The organism is Curvibacter cyanobacteriorum, assembly GCF_028649475.1.
In the GTDB taxonomy this organism is placed as follows: Bacteria; Pseudomonadota; Gammaproteobacteria; order Burkholderiales; family Burkholderiaceae_C; genus Curvibacter; species Curvibacter cyanobacteriorum.
In genome coordinates this window covers 1-19,338 of record NZ_JAQSIP010000012.1, presented here as the reverse complement: position 1 = coordinate 19,338, position 19,338 = coordinate 1, and the positions used below count along the sequence as shown (strand labels likewise).

The following is a 19,338-nucleotide window of genomic DNA, read 5'->3' as shown; positions in this document are numbered from 1 at the left end:
TGCTTTGGACCGAATTTCACCACCTCAACCGGCGCCACCACGGGCCGCGGCCCCCAAATCCCACATAGGAAGGAAAACCCCCAAGGCCAGTACCATGACCAGTGCACCCAACACCACAATGAGGATGGGCTCGATCTGCGCAGACAGGCGCTTGAGCTGAAAGTCCACTTCCCCCCGATACAGCTGGGCCACCTCATCCATCATGTCGTCCAGACAGCCCGTCTCCTCGCCGACGGCGATCATTTGCAGAATCACCGGGGTGAACACCCCTGCCGCCACCGCGTTGCGGTGCACACTGTCGCCGCGCTCGATTCCGTCTCGCATGCGCTCAACCAGAGTGCGCAGGTGTGCGTTGTCCACCGCCAGCGCCACCGATGCGAGGCCCGACGCAATGGGGACACCGCTGCGCATGGACATGGCAAAACTGGCGCAGAATCGCGCCAGCACCGCTTTGGTGGCGATCGGCCCAGCCAGTGGCAAGCGCAGCTTGAGCCGGTCCCAGAGCAAGCGGCCGGCAGGCTGATTCAGCGCGTGACGCAGGCTCAGCCCCAGCAACACCAACGCTAGCAACAGCAGTCCCCCGTACTGCACCATGCCCTGCGAAGTGGCAATCAAGACCCGGGTGAGCCAAGGCAACTGCGCATGAAATGAAGCAAAAACCTTGGCAAAAGCTGGAATGACGAGCAGGTTGATGATCACCATCGCACCCGCAATCGCCGCGACCACAAACGAGGGATAGCGCAGCGCGCTGCTCACCCGCTCAACCATCTCACGCTCGAACTCCAGGTGCTCAGCCAGGTTCAGAAACACCTCGTCCAGGCGGCCAGTGAGTTCACCCACCTGCACCATGCTGCAATAGAAGTGACTGAACACCCGAGGATGGCGGGCCAAACAACTGGACAAATCGCGGCCGCTCTGCAAGCCCGAGGCAACCTCCTGGACCACACGCCCCATGGCCGGATTGACAGCCGACTGCCGCAGACCTTCCAACGCCCGCAGGATGGGCACCCCGGACTTCAACAAAGTGTGGATCTGACGGCTGAACAACTGCAGGTCCTGCGCCGTCACACGGGGCTCTCGCAGAGCCACCAGCCAGGCTTGCAAGCGCTCCGTTAAGCTGGGACCACGGACCAGATCAATGGTCAGTGGCGTGATTCGCTGAGCCAGCAAATCGCGGGCGACACTTTGCGCATCTTGGCCCTGCATTTCGCCCTGACTCTTTTGACCTCGATCGTCCCGACCCAGGTAACGGAACTGTGGCATGGGTCAGGACTCAGTCGTCAGTCTCGTAACTGACTTTCATGGCCTCGGCCACGGAAGTCACGCCGGACAGGGCCAACGAAGCCGCTTGGTGGCGCAGGGTATGCGATCCCATCTGCTGACGAGCCAAGCGCAGAAAGTCAGCAGGATCGTCTCGCGATGCAGCGGATGCCAGTGAGCGGGTGATGTCCAAAAATTCATAGACGCCAATGCGACCCAGGTAGCCGGTGTTGTTGCAATGGCTGCAGCCCGCGCCCACCCGCTGCACGTTGACCCGAGCCTCTCCCCCCAGCGCAGCGGCCAGCCATTCCGCCTCCCGAGGCGCCAAGGGTCGTTCGGTCTGGCAGCGCACGCAACAACGCCGCACCAAACGCTGAGCCAACACGCCCTGCAAGGCACTGGCAACCAAAAAGCCCGGCACCCCCATGTCCACCAAGCGGGTCGGCGCGCTGGCCGCATCGTTGGTGTGCAACGTGGCCAACACCATGTGGCCGGTCATGGCCGCCCGCAACCCAATCTGGGCGGTCTCCAGGTCCCGGATCTCGCCAATCAGCAGCACATCGGGGTCTTGCCGCAAGGCCGAGCGCAAGACTTTGGAAAAGCTCAGGTCAATCTTCTCGTTGACCTGCACCTGGTTGATACCGTCGAGCCGGTACTCCACCGGATCCTCCACCGTGATCACCTTGGTCTGTGGCGTATTGAGCTCGTCCAAAGCCGCATACAGGGTGGTGGTCTTACCACTGCCGGTAGGCCCTGTGACCAACACCAGCCCGTTGGGTCGGGCGATGGCGGAACGGAACTGCCGCAGTACCGCTGCGGGCATGGCGATGTCGTCGAGGTTCTGAATGCCCTCGGCACGGGTCAGCAAGCGCATCACCACCGATTCTCCGTACTGGGTCGGCATGGTGGAGATGCGCACATCCAGCGGGCGCTCGCGCGACTTGACCACAAAGCGACCGTCCTGCGGTTGGCGCTTTTCTGAAATGTCGAGGCCACTGATGAGCTTGAGTCGCAACACCACCGCAGAGGCAATGCGCAGGTCCGCCGTGGTTTGGGGATGCAGTACGCCATCGATGCGGAAGCGGATCTGCAAGCGCCCTTCCTGCGGCTCGAAATGGATGTCCGACGCCTTGACTTGCAATGCGTCGTCAAACACCGACTGCAACAGCCGTACCACTGGCGCATCCTCCTGGCCGTTGCTGCTAAGCAACTGACCGAAGTCCGCAACCTCGCCCAGGTCCGCCTCAAGGGCTTTGGCCAGACCGGATATTTCACTGGTACGCCGGTACAAGCGGTCCACCACCTCAAGCACCTGGGACTCGGTCACCACCGCCAACTCAATCTCGGAACGCAACAGGCGGCACAACTCATCGTACGCCGACAAGTCGGTAGGATCTGCCATCGCCACCTGCAGGCCCACTGGCGTGCGCGCCAGCACCAAGGCACGGAAACGCCGAGCTTGCGACTCAGGCAGCAGGCGTACCACGTCAGGATCCAGATTCAGGCGATCCACATTGACGTAGGGCAGCGCCATCTGGCGGCCCAAGGCCATGGCGATTTGATCTTCGGTGACAAAGCGGCGCTCCAGCAGAATGCGGCCTAACTTGCGACCGGTAGCCGCCTGGTCTTTCAAGGCTTCATCAATCTGGGCCGCGCTGAGATACCCTTGCTTGACCAGCAGGTCGCCCAGCCTCACTCGCTCTGGACGCGTCATCGCTTAGGCTCCTGCCGCTGCAACAAGGCCACAGTCAGCTCTAACTGATCGCGCAGCGAGGGCTGCAAATCCCCCATGACCAAGGCTTGTCGCAAGGCGCGCAAAGCATCCGTCTCTGACCCTGGCTGGGCGCTCAAGGCCAGACCCAGCCCGGCCCACCAATTGGCTGGGCCAGGCCCAAGCGCCAACGCGCGCCGGTAATGGCGAATAGCATCCGCCGGACGGTCCGCGCGCATCAGCAGGGCGGCAAGCAAGGCCTGATAGCCTGCATCCTCCACCACATGGCCCTCATGAGCCAACAACAAATCAAGGGCCGCCCCGTCTTCGCCCCGCTCCACCTTCAGCCGGGCCAAGGCACTGACCTGGGCCGCACTGGGTGACTTGGACAACCCATCAGTCAGCAAGGTCTCTGCACGAGCCATCTGCCGATCCTCGATGAGCAGCGCCGCCAACAAGAGGCGGGCATCGCCATGGGTCGGGTCGAACTCCAAGGCATCCTGCAGGCTCTGCCGGGCATCACTGCCCCGAGCTTCCTGCAGCTGATTCACGGCCCGCGCAAAGCTGGCATCAGCGCGCTGTCGCGGGGAGGTTTCTTTGAGACTGCCACCCGGGCGCTGAGGGCCGGCCACCAAGGCTGTAGTGGATGCCGAGCCCGGTACTGCAGGCAACTCAGCCGCCGGCGCTGCCATCGCAGCGCCAGTCACCTGTGCCTGAGCCGACTTTTCTTTGGCAGTGGAACGGGTGGGAGCCGAGGACACGACAGGCCCCTTGGCAGCAACGGCGGCTGGCACAACCGTTGTTGCCCCAACTGAGCTGTTCGCACCAGCGCTTGTGGAGAGGGGCGTGGCCGGGGGAGGAGGCACTTGCACTTGCACTTGCACCGCACGCGGTGCCAGGGACTGCCCAACCGCCATCCCCGCGGCACCCAGAATACAGGCGACCGAGAGAAGCGACAGCAGGTTTCCACCCACATACCGAGCACGCGGTGCCCATGAGGCCAACGCAGCGGCCCCAAAACCACTGGGTCGGGCCAGCGCTGACACCCCGTGGGGCAGGATAGTTTGACTTGTTTTCACACTGAGTTCCTTCCAGAGACAGACCGCGGCGAAGCCGACAGGCACCGCAATCCGGCAAGTTCGTTCAGCCGCCACCCCGAGGCACTCTTGGACGGAGGTATGAAGGCACCACGTGCCTCCGGCACGTTCATTTGTCGCGGGCCTCGACCAGCGGCGCAATGCGATCGGTGCGATCCCGACTGGCGAGAATGTCACGCGACCAGTCCTCGTTACTGTTGATAACGCTGGCCTTCATGAGGATCACCAACTCGCGCTTGGAGCTGGTGCGATTGACAGTCCCGAGCAAGGTTTGCGCCAATGCGCCATCGGCGCCCGGCAGTCTGTTGTTCTGATCGCTGTAGGCTTGCGACATCAAACCGCCAATCACCACCATCTGTCCGTCCTGAGCGCGAATCACGCTGTCGGTCTCTGAAATATTGCTAGACGCCAACGGCAGCACCAAGGGTGAACCGAGTCCCGCATTGATGGTTTTGACCTTCTCTGAGACCACACTCACGGAGGGATGCACATGCAGAATCACGGCATCGTTCTCATCAATCTGCGGCGTCACATCCAACGCGATGCCTGAGAAGAACGGTCGTAAAGTCACGCTGGGCGTGTTGGTGGTGGTCGTTCCAGTGGTCTGGGTGACGCTGATGTTGGTGACATAGAAATCATCAGTCCCCACCTTGAGCACCGCTTTCTGATTGTTCAGGGTGGCAATGCGGGGGCTGGACAGCACGTTGACCTTGCCCTGCCCCTCCAGCATCTGAATCAGGGCCGAGAAGTTGGTGCGCGCCAGAGCCATCGCAAATCCGCCATTGCCCAAGTTGGCCAAAGTAGGAATGCTGCTGCCGACACTGCTGCTGATGGCAGCGGAGCCATTGGCACCCACGAGCGATCCCACCACCGATGACGTCGCCGAGGCGCCTGCCGGCGTGTAGCTGTACCCCCCAGACGAACCACCACTCCCCAAGGCGGGCGAGGCGCCCAAACCGAGGTAATTGCCACTGGTGCCAATCTGCCCCAGTCCGCCCCAATTGATACCGGACTGGTAGGTCTCATTGAGCTGCACCTCGAGAATCTTGGCCTCCAGAACCACCTGCCTATTCACCGAGAGTTGCATCTCGCGCAAGTACCGCTCCACCATCCGCAACTCAGAGGGCAAGGCGGTGACCACCACCAGGCCAGTCTGTGGACTCAACGAAATACTGCGGGCCCCTTTGTCCCCCAGCAACGATTGCAAGGTGGTCTGCAACTCGCGCCAGAAATCGGCGTCGCTCTGCATGTTCACCTTGCTGGAGTCCAGCGTACTGCTGGCCTGTGAGCCCGACCCCGCCGGGATGCTGTTGCTACCCGTTCCAGACACGGAGCCTGACGTACCGCTGCCCTGGCTGCCCGCCGAGCCACTGGCCCCGGCCCCCCCCGTGCTGGTGATGGAGCTGGACGTCACACGCAGATCCGAGGAACCAGTACGCCGTCCCACCACGTAGTTGACCCGGAACATTTTGGTTTGAATCTGGACCGGACCAACAAAAAGTCGGTTGCCCTCTTGGCGCCAATCCAGTTCGTACTGGTCACGCAGTGTGTCCAGGGCTTCAAACACCGTGACATCCCGCAAGTTCAGAGTGACCGCCTGATCTGCCAACTTGGGGTGCACCAGCATGTTGTAACGGCTGCCCGAGACGATGCTCATGAGCACCGTGCCCAAAGGCGCCCGCGTGACAGCCAAGTCAAAGCGCGGCTCCAACTGGCGAGCCTGTACCTTGGGCACGCTGGGCAGGAGCGGCGGCAGCAAAGCATCCGCCACCGATGCATTGCCTTTGCCGACGGTCAACTTGGGGGGCAGCTGCGGAGTACTCAGTGCGGCGTCAAGCTCGTCACGGATGCTGGCAGCCACGGGCGCACGCTGCGCCAGCGGCGAGGCGCATCCTGTCAGAACCAAGGCACCGCAGACGAGCCACGAAGAACGCGAGAGAAAAGTCATGGGCATGGACTTCAGGGCAAAGAGGATGAGGATTCAAGAGGGATCGCCTGACCGAGAGGGACCCAAACGGTCTGCCCTTCGATCTGCAAGCGAATGCCGAGCTCATCAATGGACAACACCGTGGCGCGGTCAACTCGCTCGCCCACCGTCACCCACCGAGAGCCGATCAGGGCTTGCGGACGTTGACCGCGTCGCTGAATGGCGAGCAACGGCCCCCCCCCTTCAACCTGCGCGTTCGCCGAAGCGCCAATGCGGGCTTGAGCAGGAGGGGCCATGGGGTCCACCAGTGAGGGCCCAGAGGGTGTGGCATGCGCGACCATGCCCCAAGCACAACAGGCAGCCATCAGAAAGCGAGCCATCGGTCCTCGAAACTCAAAGTGGAGATCAACAAGGTGGCCGTCACCCGGTGGGGGGCTGCAGGGTCCACGGGGGTACTTAACAGCAGCTTGTCGCACTGGACCCGGTACGGCAGGTCTTCCAGCAGGCGCACATAGCGGGCCACATCGGGGTAGCTGCCACGCACCCGCAGGCGCACCGATTGACGCCACAACAGGGGCTGAGGCGCGGCCAGGGTCGGTGTGCCATTGGTGACTGAAGCAGGCGCTGGTGGTTCGGCCACAGAAGCCACAGCGCCCGAGCCTGGTCCAGCCGCTTGCACGTGCAGCACGGTCCATTCGAGCTTTTCCAACGCGGGCAAAGTCTGCAGCAAATCGGCCATCAACCGGACGGACTGCTCGGGGGGCAGCAAGCTTTGGCGTGCAGCCCCCCAGCGCGCGTCGCTGGCATCCCACTCGCTTTTCAATTGGGCCTGGCGCGACCTCATGGCCTGATCCGGGTCATGGTGCAGCAACAAGTCCAAAACTTGTTGCCGCGCCTTGACCTCCGCGAGTTGTGTCTGGGCCTGGCTGAGGCGGCTTCTTTCTGCTCGAACCGAAGTCTGCAAGCCGCCCAGCCACAGAGCGTCCAACAACAGCCAAACTACCGCCAACACCAAGGCACACAGCACCACACGCTCGCCCGCTGCACGTTGTTCCAGTCGTTGCGTCAGTCTGCGCCAGGCGATCGACAAACGAGTTACTGTCTGCGTCATGGACCGCCTCCAACCACCGGCGAAGGCGCCACGCCCCCAGTTCCCTGCAGGCGGAACGACGTCCCCTCGAGAGACATCTTCGCAGCCGCGGACGACGGGCTGCGAAGCTCCGCTGACACCATCTCCGATCCCAACTGGAAGCTCGAAAAACTCAGCCCACTCAATGCCGGTTGCTGCTGCAGTTGCCGCAGCCAATCAGGCAGGCGCGCAGGATCCAGGGTACGCCCCTCCAAAGTCATCCAGCCCGACTCAAAATGCAGGTGATTCAGCCAAACGCCCTCCAGCCGAGCCATCGACAGCGCTTGAAGCCAATCTGCATAGCGCGGGCGACTCGACTGAATCTCGACGCTCAGCCACTGCCACGCCTGTGTCCGCTGCGCCAAGCGACGCTCCAGATTGGCAACGCTCTGAGCCAAGCGGGGATCAGGGCGGCGCTCCCCATTCGCAGCGTTGAGCTGCGCCAACGCCTGACTGGCACGCTGCAAGGCCATGTCCGCCGCTTGCCGCTGTTGCTGCAACAGGCGCTGCTCCTGATGCCAATAGACCCCCAGCGCCAATTGGAGCAACAGGCCCAAGAGGACAAGCCCCACCACCCAGCGCATCGAGAACACCGGCGCCTTGGGCAAGAGGGCCCGGTTGTACAAATTGATTTGTGACAAGGGCTGTTTCATGGGCTTTCCCAGGCCGAATCTCGCCACAAAGCGCCCAAGCCTCCCCAACACAAGACGTCATCGGCCCCTACCGGCAGGGTCAGAGCCGCCTCTTTGGGTAGCAATTCCACCGGCACATACAGGTTGCTACGGAACAAGTCATGGGCTGCGCTCAGCGCCGCCTGCGGTGCCAACAGCAATCGGGACACCACCACCTGCCCATACTTGCGATCAAACATGTCCAAAGATCGCTGCACTTCCAGCGCGATCCGCTCCAACTGCTGTGTCGCCCCCGCCCCAAACGCGCGCTCAGCGTCGATCGGACGTGCCTCGAAACGACGACTCAGGTAAAGCTGACCAGCCTGTACGATGCTCAGAAGAAAGCCCTCCACCCCTTGCGAAAGCAATGCAAAAGCACGTCCATCAGCGACTAACCGTGAGGCCAGGTTGCGTTGCGCCAAGTCGGTACAGTCCACCACGGGCGGCGGCAGCTTCAGGGCTTGAAAAGCCAACAACCATGGCTGCAGCGCAGCATTGGCCACCGCCCAAACCCAGTAGGTAGCCTGGTCGGCGCCCGGCCGGTTCAAGGGGTGGGGCAGTACGTCAAACGTGGTGTTCTGCACATTCACCGCATCACCTCCGCTGCCGCTCCCAAACACCTCGGACAACCGCCAAGCCACGGCTGCCTTCACCTCATCGGAGGGCAAAGGGGGGAGTTCGACCGAGCCCAGTTGGCAAAGTGAGGGAGGCAACAGCAAGGTCCAACGGTGCTGATCGGGCTTTTTCACCTCGCGCACCAACGCTGCCAAAACCGACTCGGGATGACCGGGCTCAACGGGTCGCACCGCCCAATGGCGAACGGTTGTCGGCAAACCTTGTGCATCCAGATCGGAGCGCAGCAACAGCACGCGATCGCCCAGGGGAGCCACGCAACAGACGCCGACACCCCGCTCCGCGACCTGGCGAGCAACCCTGAATGGACGGACGAGCCTCAGCGCCATGGGGACTTTGCCCTCGCTGACGGGCAATCCGCCATGCCAACACAACAAGACACCTCAGGGATAAGCAATTCAGACTTCAAATCTCACGCCGACTCGGACCGGTCGACCATGGGTGAACAAGTCCTCGATTTAATGACCCGAACCCCGCCAAGCAAGTTCAGGTTACGAAACCAGAGAACATCAACCCAAACAACCCACCCCAGGGTACGAAATTTCAAGCCGCCCCCCACACATTTCGGGACAGCCCAGCTACACCGCGCCTACCACAAAACTCTTTCCCACATCGAACGTGTGCTGATTGATGCTAAGCTAATCGAAAACTAAATCACAGTTGGTATCGCAAATCGCATCAGAGCGAAGCCGCCTGACCGGAGACAATAAAAACAACACTTGCCAGAAGCACTTTTATCAAATGAATACCAGAGTAATCATTGCAGATGATGATGAAAGTCAACTTGACTTTTTAGCCAAGCTCACAAAGGCGCTGCGCCCCGAATGGCAGATCTCCGCCAAACTGCTCAATCTGGATGACCTGGCGCTGGCGATTGATGAGCAAGCGCCAGACTTGGTGTTGCTCGATGTTCAATTTCCAACCCGCAGCGGGATTGAAACCATCAAGGCTTTGGGCTCAATCTGCGATGTCATTTTTGTCTCCGGCAACGCTTTTAATGCGGTGGATGCCTTTGAATGTGCAGCGCTTGATTTCATTCTAAAACCCATCAACTCAAGCCGTCTGGAGATTGCATTCAAGCGCTACGAAACCAGATTAGCGAATCACCGCACGCCTGCATACAAGCCGCAACTGGACTACATTCGCATTCGAAAGAATGACGATTTGATGATGATCAAATTGCAGGATGTCTTATATTTTCAAGCCCAACACAAATACACTCGAGCCGTTCTAGCAAATGAGGAATTACTGCTCAGAATGAGTATTAACGAGGTGCAGCAGAACGCGCCCGACTATTTCATCAAAAGTCATCGCAGCTACATCATCAACTCGAGGAAAATTGAATGCATCAGCCGCGATGAGTTGAACAGGGTCCAATTAAAACTGAAGGAGCGCCACGACGTATTACCAGTTTCAAAGCCCCATGAGCATGTTTTTTACCGCGAAGGTTTTTTCTCGCTCGAACTTTGAGCGCTATGTTCAGCGGGCGGTGGTGCCGCCTGAGGGCCACCAAATGATCGACACCCCTCGCGACGTGGCCTTGATCCTCCAGAAACCTGGCGCGACAGAGGCCAGTTCGTCCACCAGTTGGGCCATCACCCCCTCGGCCGCCAGACCGTCCCCCCTGGTGCATTGATCTGGTATCGCTTCGAAAACCAGTTCCAGACATAGGCCTGCAGCTGCCAGCTTGACGACCACCTGTCGCAATTCACTGACATCCATCAGTGATGTCTGCATCAGCAACCTCATCACGTGACTGCACAAACCTGCGGGCAGATCGAACTCCAAGTAATCGGCATCAATCCTCTCTGCCAATTGAATTGACTGTTCATGGTAGCGATTAAGCAAAGCGAGATAACTCCGAAACAACATCATTTCGGAGGAAAGCGGCACCATGGCCTGAGGACGACAAGCCGAATAAACTTGCAAGTATTTAGATAAAGAAAGCAACTCCAAGCACTCCTGCCCAGTCGCCAAATAATGCTTGGACGCCATTTTATTCAACACATTGGATAGCAAATGAATATCCATCAAATCCTCACCCAACAACTTCTCAAGAAATCAACCAACCCAAACTGATTCACGCTGTACCCAGCTTAGAAAGTCAGCTTGGGCCAAAGGCGGCGAAAAGTAATAGCCTTGCACATAGTCACACCCCATCTCTTGCAAAATACTCAGCACACGTTGATCCTCAACCCCTTCGGCAATCACACGCAAGCCTAGTTTGTGCGCCATCACGACAATCGCTTCAACAATGGCGCGCCCGCGCGGACGCACGACATCCCGTATAAATGACTGGTCAATCTTGATGTAATCCAGTTCAAACCGCAGCAGATAGGACATGGCCGAATAGCCGGTCCCGAAATCATCGAGGGACAGTTGCACCCCCCCTTGCCGTAACCGCCACAAGGCATTTTGAACTGAGGGCCGCCCATCGAGCAGCAAGGTTTCCGTGATCTCAACCCCAATCCAATGCGCTGGAACATTCAAGCTGGCCAGACGCTCGAGCCAAAGCGCCGAGGAGTCACCCGCGGTCAATTGACGCGCCGACTTGTTGATGGAGATCTGAATGGGCTCGGCCAATTGCATGTTGATATCTCGGGCCATCAGCGCCACTTGCTGGAAAACCCATTCACCAATCTCCTGGATCAGGCCCAAGTCTTCGGCCACCGGGATGAACTCCGCCGGCCCCACCCCGGGCAACTTGGGACACTGCCAGCGTATCAATGCTTCAGCCTTGACCACCTTGCGGGTTTGCAAATCAACGATCGGTTGGTACACCAAGGAGAACTGTTGTTGCGGCAGAGCGACCCGCAAGGCATCTGAAATGCGCCGCCGCCGCCGCGCCTTGGCCAGCATTTGATCATCGAAATGCTGCACCTTGTTGCGCCCCTCCTCTTTGGCTTGGTAGACCGATCTGTCCGCACAAACGAGCAGGTCGTTCACATCTTGAGCGTCTTTGGGATACTCAACAATGCCAATACTGGCGGTGACAAAAATCTCCTCTCCACCCAAATAGAAAGGCTCAGACAGCAGACTGACAAACTGCTTCACCATCTCTTCTGCTGCAGTGACAGCCCCCTTTCTCTGCAACAACACAGCGAATTCGTCTCCGCCCATGCGTGCCACCGTATCGGTTTTGCCTGCACAGGCTTTCAATCGCTGGGCCACTTCTTGCAGCAGTTGATCGCCCACCTGGTGGCCAAACATGTTGTTGACCTCCATGAAGTAGTCCAAGTCGATGTAGATCAAGGCCATCGGGTGACGCATTGCGGAGGCAAACTCAATGGCACAGCGAGTTCGCTCTACCATCAATCGCCGGCTGACCAACGCGGTCAAGGGATCCAATCCACTACCGTTCGCCGAATGGCTGCTGCTCAATGGAAGGGGTGATCGGTCTGAAAGCGTCGCAATCAGCACTGCTGCTTGACTCCCGATTTCGACCCAGTCAGCGCTCTTCAAACGCAGCCATGCAGCGAAAGAACGACCATCGGATCGCCATCCAAGACAAGCCCCTTGCCAATGGCTGCCCATCTCAGCCAAAACATCAGTCAGCGCGAGGTCTGGGGTCAGCCCCCCCACGACCGTCGACAAAGGGGCGCTCTGTAACGCCTGGCGGGAGAACCCTGTCAGGGTGACCATGGCTTGATTCACCGCCTGCATACGCCCCTGCGGGTCGACCACGGCCATGGCTTCGCCACTGCTTTCAAACACCACAGAGGCCACTCGAAGCTGATTCTCCGTCCGCTTGCGCTCTGTGATGTCGGTGATGAAGCCAAACCAGGCCACACTGCCGTCGGGCTGCCGCTCGGGCAGCCCGTTACCGTGGCGCCAAACCACGCCCACCTCCGGCAAAATCAATCGGTACTCGTGGTCCCACGGGCTCAAAGTCTGCGCCGATCGAAGTACCGACGCCACCAGTGCCTGTGCGTCATCTGGATGCCGAAAGGCAAAGAAGGGGGTCGCATCCAGCTCCAACTGCTCAGGTGTAATGCCGTTGTACATTCTCGTGACGGCGGCGCTCATATAAGGGAAGCAGCTTCGACCATCTGGCATCAACTTGAACTTGAATATGATGCCAGGCACCCGCCCAGCAATTTTCTCGAGCAAGCTGCATTCCGCCACGGAGTGGTCCACAGTCCCCGGCGAGGGCATTGACACCGACACCAACTGCGCGGGCATGAGCGCCGCAAAGCCCAGTTCGTGATTCATTTTTAAAACGACCTCAAATCAACTTCAACAGGGTCCACCGACAGTTCAACAGCACCCCAGGCAAGCAACATCCAGCGGGCCTGCCAAGGGCTGCCGACAGGCAGCGCAGCCAACCGACCCACAGCGTTCTTTGGACAAGCGCGAAGCCGTCGCGTACCCCAACTTGAATCCGTGGTGACCAGCCCCTTCCAAACATGGTGGTGGCGCTGGCAAAGTGCCATCAAACCGCTGGATACCCCTCGATTGCAGCCGAAGCGCTCGCCCCAGCGACCACCCCACCCCAAGCCCTCGCTCCGCGGTACCAACAACCGCGCAGGGGACACCAATTCTTAGCCATCACCACGCGCAGGAGGGGGCCAAGCGAACATGAAACGTTGACATCGCCAGCATGGCACTGAAGAAGGGTTTCACCAGCAGCCGGCGCTCTCGGAGACTTGCCCGGACTCCTGTCACACCGGGAAGGGCCGATTCAACCCTTTTCATCAGCCTGCCAAAGATCAATCGCGCAGCGCAGCGAAAGTACTTCAAATGGTGCGGCCAACGCCACCAGCATCGCCCTCAACCGGGCACCCCAACGATCGCACAGGGGATCAGGGTCACGCGGTCTCTCAAATTGCCTCACTTGGATAGCACCACCGTTATCTCTGATGGCAACAGCCAGACCTGCACCCTGCCGTTGGCCGGTAGCAGCCACGTGGCCAAAGTGCGTTGAGGCAGGACTTAGACGTCCTGGGAGGCCGTCATGCACCTGGCGGCGCCTTGAGCCAGATCAGCTGCAATGCCCATGATTCGCACAAAACAGGGCCCCGGGGTACAATCCGCGGTTCCCTTCATGCCGGCTTAGCCGGTTTCTTGTCACCGCGCTCATGCCCGCTGGCGGGGCCCACGGGCCCGCCGTCACGGCGCGCTTTTACCTCCCTGTGGGGAGTCTTTAGGTCAGGTCACCCATGTCTGATTTAAGTCTTCAACTGCAGCAGGCCGCAAGCCAACTACCAGTTTCAAGCTACTTCGACGAAGCGCTGTTCCAGCGCGAGATGGCGCTCATCTTTCAGCGCGGGCCCCGCTATGTGGGGCACCGGCTCAGCGTGCCCCAAGTGGGCGACTACCACGTCCTGCCGCAGGAACACGGGGGGCGTGTGCTGGTGCACAACGCCCACGGCATCGAGTTGCTGTCCAACGTCTGCCGCCACCGCCAGGCGGTGATGCTCAAGGACCGCGGTTCGCTGCACGACCGTGCCCCGGGTAGCGCTGGCGGCAACATCGTGTGCCCGCTGCACCGCTGGACTTACAACGGCAGTGGCCAGTTGCTGGGCGCGCCGCACTTTGCCCAAGACCCCTGCCTCAACCTCAACCAATACCGCCTGCGTGAGTGGAACGGCCTGTTGTTTGAAGACAATGGCCGCGACATCGAGGCCGACCTAGCCGGCATGGGCCCGCGCGCCGAGCTCGACTTCACGGGCTTTTCGCTCGACCGCGTCGAACTGCACGAGTGCAACTACAACTGGAAGACCTTCATCGAGGTCTACCTCGAGGACTACCATGTGGGCCCCTTCCACCCCGGCTTGGGCCAGTTTGTGACCTGCGACGACCTGCAGTGGGAGTTCAAGGACAACTACTCGGTGCAAACCGTGGGCGTGTCCAGCGGCTTCAACCGCCCGGGCTCCAGCGTCTACCAGCGCTGGCACGAGTTGCTGCTCAAGTACCGCGAAGGCCGACTGCCCGAGCGCGGCGCCATCTGGCTCACCTACTACCCGCACATCATGGTGGAGTGGTACCCCCATGTGCTGACCGTGTCGACCCTGCACCCGATCAGCCCGCAAAAGACGCTGAACATGGTGGAGTTCTATTACCCCGAGGAAATCACCGCCTTCGAGCGCGAGTTTGTCGAAGCGCAGCAGGCCGCCTACATGGAAACCTGCATCGAGGACGACGAGATCGGCGAGCGCATGGACGCCGGTCGCCGGGCCCTGTTCGAGCGCGGCGACAACGAGGTGGGCCCTTACCAGAGCCCGATGGAAGACGGCATGCAGCACTTCCACGAGTGGTACCGCAAGCACATGGGTGCCCAGGGCCCCGTCGCCTGAGCCCGGCCGCAGCCATCGTCACCAGAGCGACCGTCACGGTCGCTCTTTTTTTGATAGCATGGCAGCGGCTTGAAGGTCTGCAGGCTTTCAAGCCGCCCTTTTCGCCAGACGCTGTCACCAAGGAACCCACACACCATGCAAGCCCTCTGGATGCTTGTCGCCGCCTTCTTCTTCGCCTCGATGGGGGTGTGCGTGAAGATTGCCTCCAGCGATTTCAGCTCGGCTGAACTGGTGTTCTACCGGGGCGTCTTGGGCATCTTCTTCATGTGGGCGCTGGCCCGCTACAGCGGCATCAGCCTGCGCACCCGCTACCCCATGATGCACGCTTGGCGCAGCCTGGTCGGCGTGACCTCGCTGGGCGCGTGGTTCTATGCCATTGCCCACCTGCCGCTGGCCACGGCCATGACGCTCAACTACATGAGCAGCGTCTGGGTGGCGGCCTTTTTGGTGGGCGGCGCCCTGATGGCCTGGCGCCCCACCGACCCTTCGTCGCGCCCGCTGCTGCAAGGCCCTCTGGTGCTGACCGTGCTGGCGGGCTTCGCTGGGGTGGTGATGATGCTGCGCCCCTCGATCGAGGGCGACCAGATGTTCGCCGCCCTGGTCGGCCTGCTGTCGGGCATGAGCGCAGCCTTTGCCTACATGCAAGTGATGGCCCTGTCGCGTGCCGGTGAGCCCGAGACCCGCACGGTGTTCTACTTTGCCGTCGGCTCGGCGCTGGCGGGCGCCCTGGGCATGGGCGTGACCGGGGTGTCACCGCTGCATTGGCCCAGCGCCCTGTGGCTGCTGCCCATTGGGGTGCTGGCCTCCCTGGGCCAGTTGTGCATGACCCGGGCCTATGCCAGCGCACGCAACCAACGCGGTACCTTGCTGGTGGCCAACCTGCAGTACTCGGGCATCGTGTTCGCGGGCCTCTACAGCGTCTGGCTGTTTGGCGATCAACTGCCCCTGATCGCCTGGGCGGGCATGGCCCTGATCGTGGCCAGCGGCGTGGCCGCCACCGTCCTGCGCGGCAAGGCGGCCCCGAACGCCCCCGCCGAAGAACACTGAGGCACCAGTCGACCCCAGTCGGCCCCAGTCGACCCCGGGCGCCTGGCCTCAGGCCCCAACCCTTGGGCCCCGGCCCGCTTCCCGCCTCGCCCCCCTGCAGGGCTCAACGCCCCCACCACCCGCCCACGCTGCGGCGCGCGGGCCCGAGCCCGACCGCGCGTCGCCTTGTCTGCCGCGGGTTGGTCGGCGCAGCCCGTGGGAGGCGGCTCAAATGATCAAACCGCTCAAATTGCAGCCCATGAATTTATTAAAAATAAATACTTACAACGATTACCAGCCCACAGTGATCAATCGACCCTATCTTCCCCCTTTCAGCATCCCGAAAGTACGCCATGCTCCCAGATTGCCCGCCCCACTGCCGGCAGCCCTCCGACCTGCCCCGACGGCCCGCCCACCGCCGGCCTCGGCCTGAGGCATGAAACCAGCGTTATCGCCTTGGCCCGACCCCTGCTTGACGCCGTGCGGCACCCGCCCCAGCCGCCTGGAGCGTCCGGGGCGCCTGAAGTGCGGCCTCGTGGGCAGCGCCCTGGTGATGCTGTCCTCCGCCGTGCCCGCCGCGCTGCCCGCCCCCCAAACCCAAGCACTGATCTCGCTGTACCAGGCGACCCAGGGCCCCCAATGGCGGCGTCAGGACGGCTGGCTCCAGGGCGACCCCTGTGCACAACGGTGGCTGGGTGTGCGCTGCAACCCAGAAGGCACCGAGGTCATCGGCCTGCACCTGCCAGGCAACCAACTGGAGGGCCCCCTGCCCGAGGCCTTGCGCGACCTGCGCGGCCTGCAAACCCTGGACCTGCGGCACAACCTGCGCCTCAGTGGCCCCTTGCCAGCGTGGTCGGCCTGGCCCCAGCTGCAGTCTTTCAACGTCAGCTTCAACCAGTTCAGTGGACCCCTGCCGCCCCTGAGCGACTTGCACGCCCTGCAAAGCCTGGTGGTCAGCAACAACCTGCTGACAGGCCCGCTGCCCGCCTTGACAGGGCTGACAGCCCTGCGCAACCTGCGCGTCAACCACAACCAGCTCAGCGGCCCACTGCCACCCTGGGACACCCCCAAACTGGTCACCGCAGACCTCAGTTTCAACCGCTTCACCGGCCCGCTGCCCCCGTGGCACAAGCTGCCGGCCCTCGAGACCCTGGTGCTGGACTGGAACCGTTTCGCCGGCCCCCTGCCACCGCTGCCGCCGCACAGCGCGTTGCGCACCCTGAGCGCGTCCGGCAACCAGCTCAGCGGCCCGCTGCCCCCCTTCACGGACCAGCCCGCGCTCGCGGTGCTGCAACTCGACCACAACCTGTTCCAAGGCCCCCTGCCTCTGTGGCGTGACCTGCCGGCACTGGGCCGCCTCAACCTGAGCTACAACCAACTCCATGGCAGCGTGCCGGCCCTGACGTCACTGCCCGCCCTGCAGTCGCTGCAACTGCAGGGCAATCAACTCTCGGGGCCGCTGCCCCCCGCGCCCGCCAGCCTGAGCCAGTTCATCCTGTGCCCCAATGCCCCGGCCCCCAACGAAGCCCACGAGGCAGCCGCCCCCCACGCCCCGGACTGGCCTGAACGCATCCAGTGCACCGAAGCCCAGCGCCCCAGCCAACGCGGCTCGCCCAACCCCACGCCCACGCTGGCACCGCCAGCCCGGGGCGCCGAGCTGCCTGACAACCCGCCCAGCCCGCCCCTCTTGTCAGCACCGGGCGGCGCCCACGACCGCTGCCACGAGACCCATCCCCCGCGCCGGCCCATCCCCCAAGCCGAGGCCGCCTGCCTGCAGGCGCCCGGGCGGACACAGGACGAGCCCAGCGATCTGCTGGACGACAGCATGCTGCCCCCCCTGAGCGAATGGATGATCGTGTTCAGCGGCCTGCTGGCCCTGGCCACCGCCCTGCTGATCTGGAACCTGCGCATTTCGCCGCCCCCGCGTGAACGCGAGCCCGGAGCCGCCAGTGCCCCACCACCGGCCACCGCGGCCGCCGCCAGCCCCGAGCCCCAACCCCGCCCCGCCGGTCCGCCGTTCAGCGTCCCCGGGGTCAGCCGGACCCCACGCGACCCACCACCGACCGCTTGAGGCAACTGGGCCGTCAAAGCCGCGGACTTCGCGGCTTCAGCCCAGGGCATTTGGCGCTAGGATGAGCCCCGTTCCAATCAACGTTGCCAAGCCAGCACCGCGCATGTCCACTCCCTACACCACCCTGATCAGCGCCGCCGAACTGCAAGCCCTGCAAGCCAGTGGCCAAGCCCTGATGGTTTTCGACTGCAGCTTCGACCTGACCCAGCCCACGGCGGGCAACAGCCAGTTCGACACCCTGCACGTGGCCGGGGCCCAACGCGCCGACCTGGACCGGCACCTCAGCGCCCACGGGGCCGACCAGGCCAAGGCCTCCGGCGGCCGCCACCCACTGCCCACGCGGGAGGCCCTGGCCGACTGGCTGCGTTCGGTCGGTTTCAACAACCACCAGCAGGCTGTCGTCTACGACCGCAACAACAGCAGCTACTGCGTGCGCCTGTGGTGGATGCTCAAATGGCTGGGCCATGACGCCGTGGCCGTGCTCGATGGGGGCCTCGCCGCCTGGCAGGCCGCCGGCGGCGCCACCGCCAGTGGTCCCGCTGCGCCCCTGCCGCCAGGCCAGTTCGAGCTGCGCCCCGCGCTGCGCGACCTGCGCACCGTCGACCAGGTGCAGCAGGCCCTGGGACGCCCCGAACAGACCTTGATCGACGCCCGCGCCACGCCCCGTTTCAAAGGCGAGGTCGAGCCACTGGACCCGGTGGCAGGCCACATCCCGGGGGCCCTGAACCGCCCCTTCACCGACAACCTGGGGCCCGATGGCCGCTTCAAACCGGCGGCTGAATTGCGCGCCGCTTTCGAGGCCTTGCTGGCCGGTCGTGCGCCCAGCCAGGTGGTGCACCATTGCGGCAGTGGCGTCACCGCCCTGCCCAACCTGCTGGCGATGGAGATCGCCGGGCTCGGCCCGACGGCCTTGTTTGCCGGCAGCTGGAGCGAGTGGTGCCGCGACCCGCAGCGCCCGATGGCGCGCGGCTGAGGCGACCCACGCACCGCGCACCACCCCAAAGATCGAAAAACAATTCGAGCCCACCGGCCAGCAGGCCGGTGTTTTGGAGGGGCCCAGCCCCCCAAAGCCGCAGCAGGCGCGTTCACAGGGCCCAAGCCGCCCAAGCCTGCACCGCTTGTCAGAAAAAACCTGACAAGCCGGGTCAAAAACCAGACAAGTCGGACCGCACTTGCCTGACTTAATTTCCTTTTACGGTGTCTTCACAATCCATTTCAACGGATCGCGAAACCCTGCAAGCGGCAGAGGCAGCGGCTCCGTAACGAAGGAGTTGACCATGACCAGCGAACAAATGCTTGCCGAAATCCGCGAAGCCAACCTGACCTACCTCATGCTGGCCCAATCCCTCATCCGCCACGACAAGGCCGAAGCCATCTTCCGCCTCGGCCTCAATGAAGAGTCCGCCGACATCCTCGCCGCCCTCTCCCCCTCCCAGGTCATGAAGCTGGCCTCGCGCAACACCCTGCTGGCCCGCTTCCGCGTCGACGACGAACTCGTCTGGAGCTTGCTCACCAAC

At 62.3% G+C, this 19,338-nt stretch carries 16 protein-coding genes; 6 read left to right on the top strand and 10 right to left on the bottom strand.

Annotated elements, in window-relative coordinates:
• Positions 1 to 24: 24 nt before the first annotated feature.
• The 8 genes from PSQ40_RS19410 to PSQ40_RS19375 all read right to left on the bottom strand — a co-directional run bounded on the left by PSQ40_RS19410 (position 25) and on the right by PSQ40_RS19375 (position 8,757).
• The gene (locus tag PSQ40_RS19410; protein ID WP_273953538.1) at positions 25 to 1,263 is read right to left on the bottom strand and encodes a type II secretion system F family protein; all 1,239 of its coding nucleotides are present in this window, start codon (positions 1,261 to 1,263) and stop codon (positions 25 to 27) included.
• Between the two features lie 10 nt (positions 1,264 to 1,273).
• The gene (locus PSQ40_RS19405; protein ID WP_273953537.1) at positions 1,274 to 2,974 is read right to left on the bottom strand and encodes a GspE/PulE family protein; all 1,701 of its coding nucleotides are present in this window, start codon (positions 2,972 to 2,974) and stop codon (positions 1,274 to 1,276) included.
• Entirely contained in the window at positions 2,971 to 3,522 is a 552-nt protein-coding gene (locus tag PSQ40_RS19400) for a tetratricopeptide repeat protein (RefSeq protein WP_273953536.1), read from the bottom strand. Before PSQ40_RS19400 ends, PSQ40_RS19405 begins: the two co-directional genes overlap by 4 nt.
• 655 nt (positions 3,523 to 4,177) lie before the next feature.
• Positions 4,178 to 6,016 carry a secretin N-terminal domain-containing protein gene (locus PSQ40_RS19395; RefSeq protein ID WP_273953535.1) on the bottom strand — a complete coding sequence of 613 codons (1,839 nt, stop codon included), beginning with the start codon at positions 6,014 to 6,016 and terminating at the stop codon, positions 4,178 to 4,180.
• A gap of 11 nt (positions 6,017 to 6,027) precedes the next feature.
• A complete protein-coding gene (locus PSQ40_RS19390; RefSeq protein ID WP_273953534.1) occupies positions 6,028 to 6,291 on the bottom strand; it encodes a hypothetical protein in 264 nt (87 codons plus the stop codon).
• Positions 6,292 to 6,359: 68 nt separating this feature from the next.
• Entirely contained in the window at positions 6,360 to 7,106 is a 747-nt protein-coding gene (locus tag PSQ40_RS19385) for a hypothetical protein (protein ID WP_273953533.1), read from the bottom strand.
• Positions 7,103 to 7,777, bottom strand: a complete 675-nt coding sequence (locus PSQ40_RS19380; protein WP_273953532.1) for a PilN domain-containing protein — start codon at positions 7,775 to 7,777, stop codon at positions 7,103 to 7,105. The genes PSQ40_RS19385 and PSQ40_RS19380 overlap by 4 nt, the downstream gene beginning before the upstream one ends.
• Positions 7,774 to 8,757 (bottom strand): type IV pilus biogenesis protein PilM, encoded by a 984-nt coding sequence (locus PSQ40_RS19375; RefSeq protein WP_273953531.1) that lies wholly within the window; start codon positions 8,755 to 8,757, stop codon positions 7,774 to 7,776. Before PSQ40_RS19375 ends, PSQ40_RS19380 begins: the two co-directional genes overlap by 4 nt.
• 412 nt (positions 8,758 to 9,169) lie before the next feature.
• Between PSQ40_RS19375 and PSQ40_RS19370 the strand changes: the two genes are divergently transcribed.
• Positions 9,170 to 9,898 (top strand): LytR/AlgR family response regulator transcription factor, encoded by a 729-nt coding sequence (locus PSQ40_RS19370; RefSeq protein WP_273953530.1) that lies wholly within the window; start codon positions 9,170 to 9,172, stop codon positions 9,896 to 9,898.
• Between the two features lie 9 nt (positions 9,899 to 9,907).
• Here PSQ40_RS19370 and PSQ40_RS19365 read toward each other — a convergent pair whose 3' ends face one another.
• Together PSQ40_RS19365 and PSQ40_RS19360 are read right to left on the bottom strand one after the other, a co-directional pair.
• Positions 9,908 to 10,459, bottom strand: coding sequence for a hypothetical protein (locus PSQ40_RS19365; protein WP_273953529.1), 552 nt, complete (start codon positions 10,457 to 10,459; stop codon positions 9,908 to 9,910).
• 30 nt (positions 10,460 to 10,489) lie between these two features.
• The gene (locus PSQ40_RS19360; protein WP_273953528.1) at positions 10,490 to 12,640 is read right to left on the bottom strand and encodes a putative bifunctional diguanylate cyclase/phosphodiesterase; all 2,151 of its coding nucleotides are present in this window, start codon (positions 12,638 to 12,640) and stop codon (positions 10,490 to 10,492) included.
• A 947-nt stretch (positions 12,641 to 13,587) separates the two neighbouring features.
• Between PSQ40_RS19360 and PSQ40_RS19355 the strand changes: the two genes are divergently transcribed.
• The 5 genes from PSQ40_RS19355 to flhD all read left to right on the top strand — a co-directional run.
• Positions 13,588 to 14,724, top strand: a complete 1,137-nt coding sequence (locus PSQ40_RS19355; protein WP_273953527.1) for an aromatic ring-hydroxylating oxygenase subunit alpha — start codon at positions 13,588 to 13,590, stop codon at positions 14,722 to 14,724.
• Positions 14,725 to 14,859: 135 nt separating this feature from the next.
• Positions 14,860 to 15,771 (top strand): DMT family transporter, encoded by a 912-nt coding sequence (locus tag PSQ40_RS19350; protein ID WP_273953526.1) that lies wholly within the window; start codon positions 14,860 to 14,862, stop codon positions 15,769 to 15,771.
• Between the two features lie 415 nt (positions 15,772 to 16,186).
• The gene (locus PSQ40_RS19345) at positions 16,187 to 17,821 is read left to right on the top strand and encodes a leucine-rich repeat domain-containing protein (RefSeq protein ID WP_273953525.1); all 1,635 of its coding nucleotides are present in this window, start codon (positions 16,187 to 16,189) and stop codon (positions 17,819 to 17,821) included.
• A 103-nt stretch (positions 17,822 to 17,924) separates the two neighbouring features.
• Positions 17,925 to 18,794 (top strand): sulfurtransferase, encoded by an 870-nt coding sequence (locus PSQ40_RS19340; RefSeq protein WP_273953524.1) that lies wholly within the window; start codon positions 17,925 to 17,927, stop codon positions 18,792 to 18,794.
• Positions 18,795 to 19,098: 304 nt separating this feature from the next.
• A partial coding sequence (gene flhD, locus PSQ40_RS19335; RefSeq protein ID WP_273952381.1) for a flagellar transcriptional regulator FlhD occupies positions 19,099 to 19,338 on the top strand: 240 nt, incomplete at its 3' end.

What these genes read in the sequence shown, in the direction of transcription:
- PSQ40_RS19350 (WP_273953526.1), top strand. Translation starts at nt 14,860, where the DNA reads ATGCAAGCCCTCTGGATGCTTGTCGCCGCCTTCTTCTTCGCCTCGATG.
- PSQ40_RS19375 (WP_273953531.1), bottom strand. Translation starts at nt 8,757, where the DNA reads ATGGCGCTGAGGCTCGTCCGTCCATTCAGGGTTGCTCGCCAGGTCGCG.
- PSQ40_RS19405 (WP_273953537.1), bottom strand. Translation starts at nt 2,974, where the DNA reads ATGACGCGTCCAGAGCGAGTGAGGCTGGGCGACCTGCTGGTCAAGCAA.
- PSQ40_RS19410 (WP_273953538.1), bottom strand. Translation starts at nt 1,263, where the DNA reads ATGCCACAGTTCCGTTACCTGGGTCGGGACGATCGAGGTCAAAAGAGT.
- PSQ40_RS19360 (WP_273953528.1), bottom strand. Translation starts at nt 12,640, where the DNA reads ATGAATCACGAACTGGGCTTTGCGGCGCTCATGCCCGCGCAGTTGGTG.
- PSQ40_RS19380 (WP_273953532.1), bottom strand. Translation starts at nt 7,777, where the DNA reads ATGAAACAGCCCTTGTCACAAATCAATTTGTACAACCGGGCCCTCTTG.
- PSQ40_RS19340 (WP_273953524.1), top strand. Translation starts at nt 17,925, where the DNA reads ATGTCCACTCCCTACACCACCCTGATCAGCGCCGCCGAACTGCAAGCC.
- PSQ40_RS19355 (WP_273953527.1), top strand. Translation starts at nt 13,588, where the DNA reads ATGTCTGATTTAAGTCTTCAACTGCAGCAGGCCGCAAGCCAACTACCA.
- PSQ40_RS19395 (WP_273953535.1), bottom strand. Translation starts at nt 6,016, where the DNA reads ATGACTTTTCTCTCGCGTTCTTCGTGGCTCGTCTGCGGTGCCTTGGTT.
- PSQ40_RS19385 (WP_273953533.1), bottom strand. Translation starts at nt 7,106, where the DNA reads ATGACGCAGACAGTAACTCGTTTGTCGATCGCCTGGCGCAGACTGACG.
- PSQ40_RS19365 (WP_273953529.1), bottom strand. Translation starts at nt 10,459, where the DNA reads ATGGATATTCATTTGCTATCCAATGTGTTGAATAAAATGGCGTCCAAG.
- PSQ40_RS19345 (WP_273953525.1), top strand. Translation starts at nt 16,187, where the DNA reads ATGAAACCAGCGTTATCGCCTTGGCCCGACCCCTGCTTGACGCCGTGC.
- PSQ40_RS19370 (WP_273953530.1), top strand. Translation starts at nt 9,170, where the DNA reads ATGAATACCAGAGTAATCATTGCAGATGATGATGAAAGTCAACTTGAC.
- PSQ40_RS19390 (WP_273953534.1), bottom strand. Translation starts at nt 6,291, where the DNA reads ATGGCCCCTCCTGCTCAAGCCCGCATTGGCGCTTCGGCGAACGCGCAG.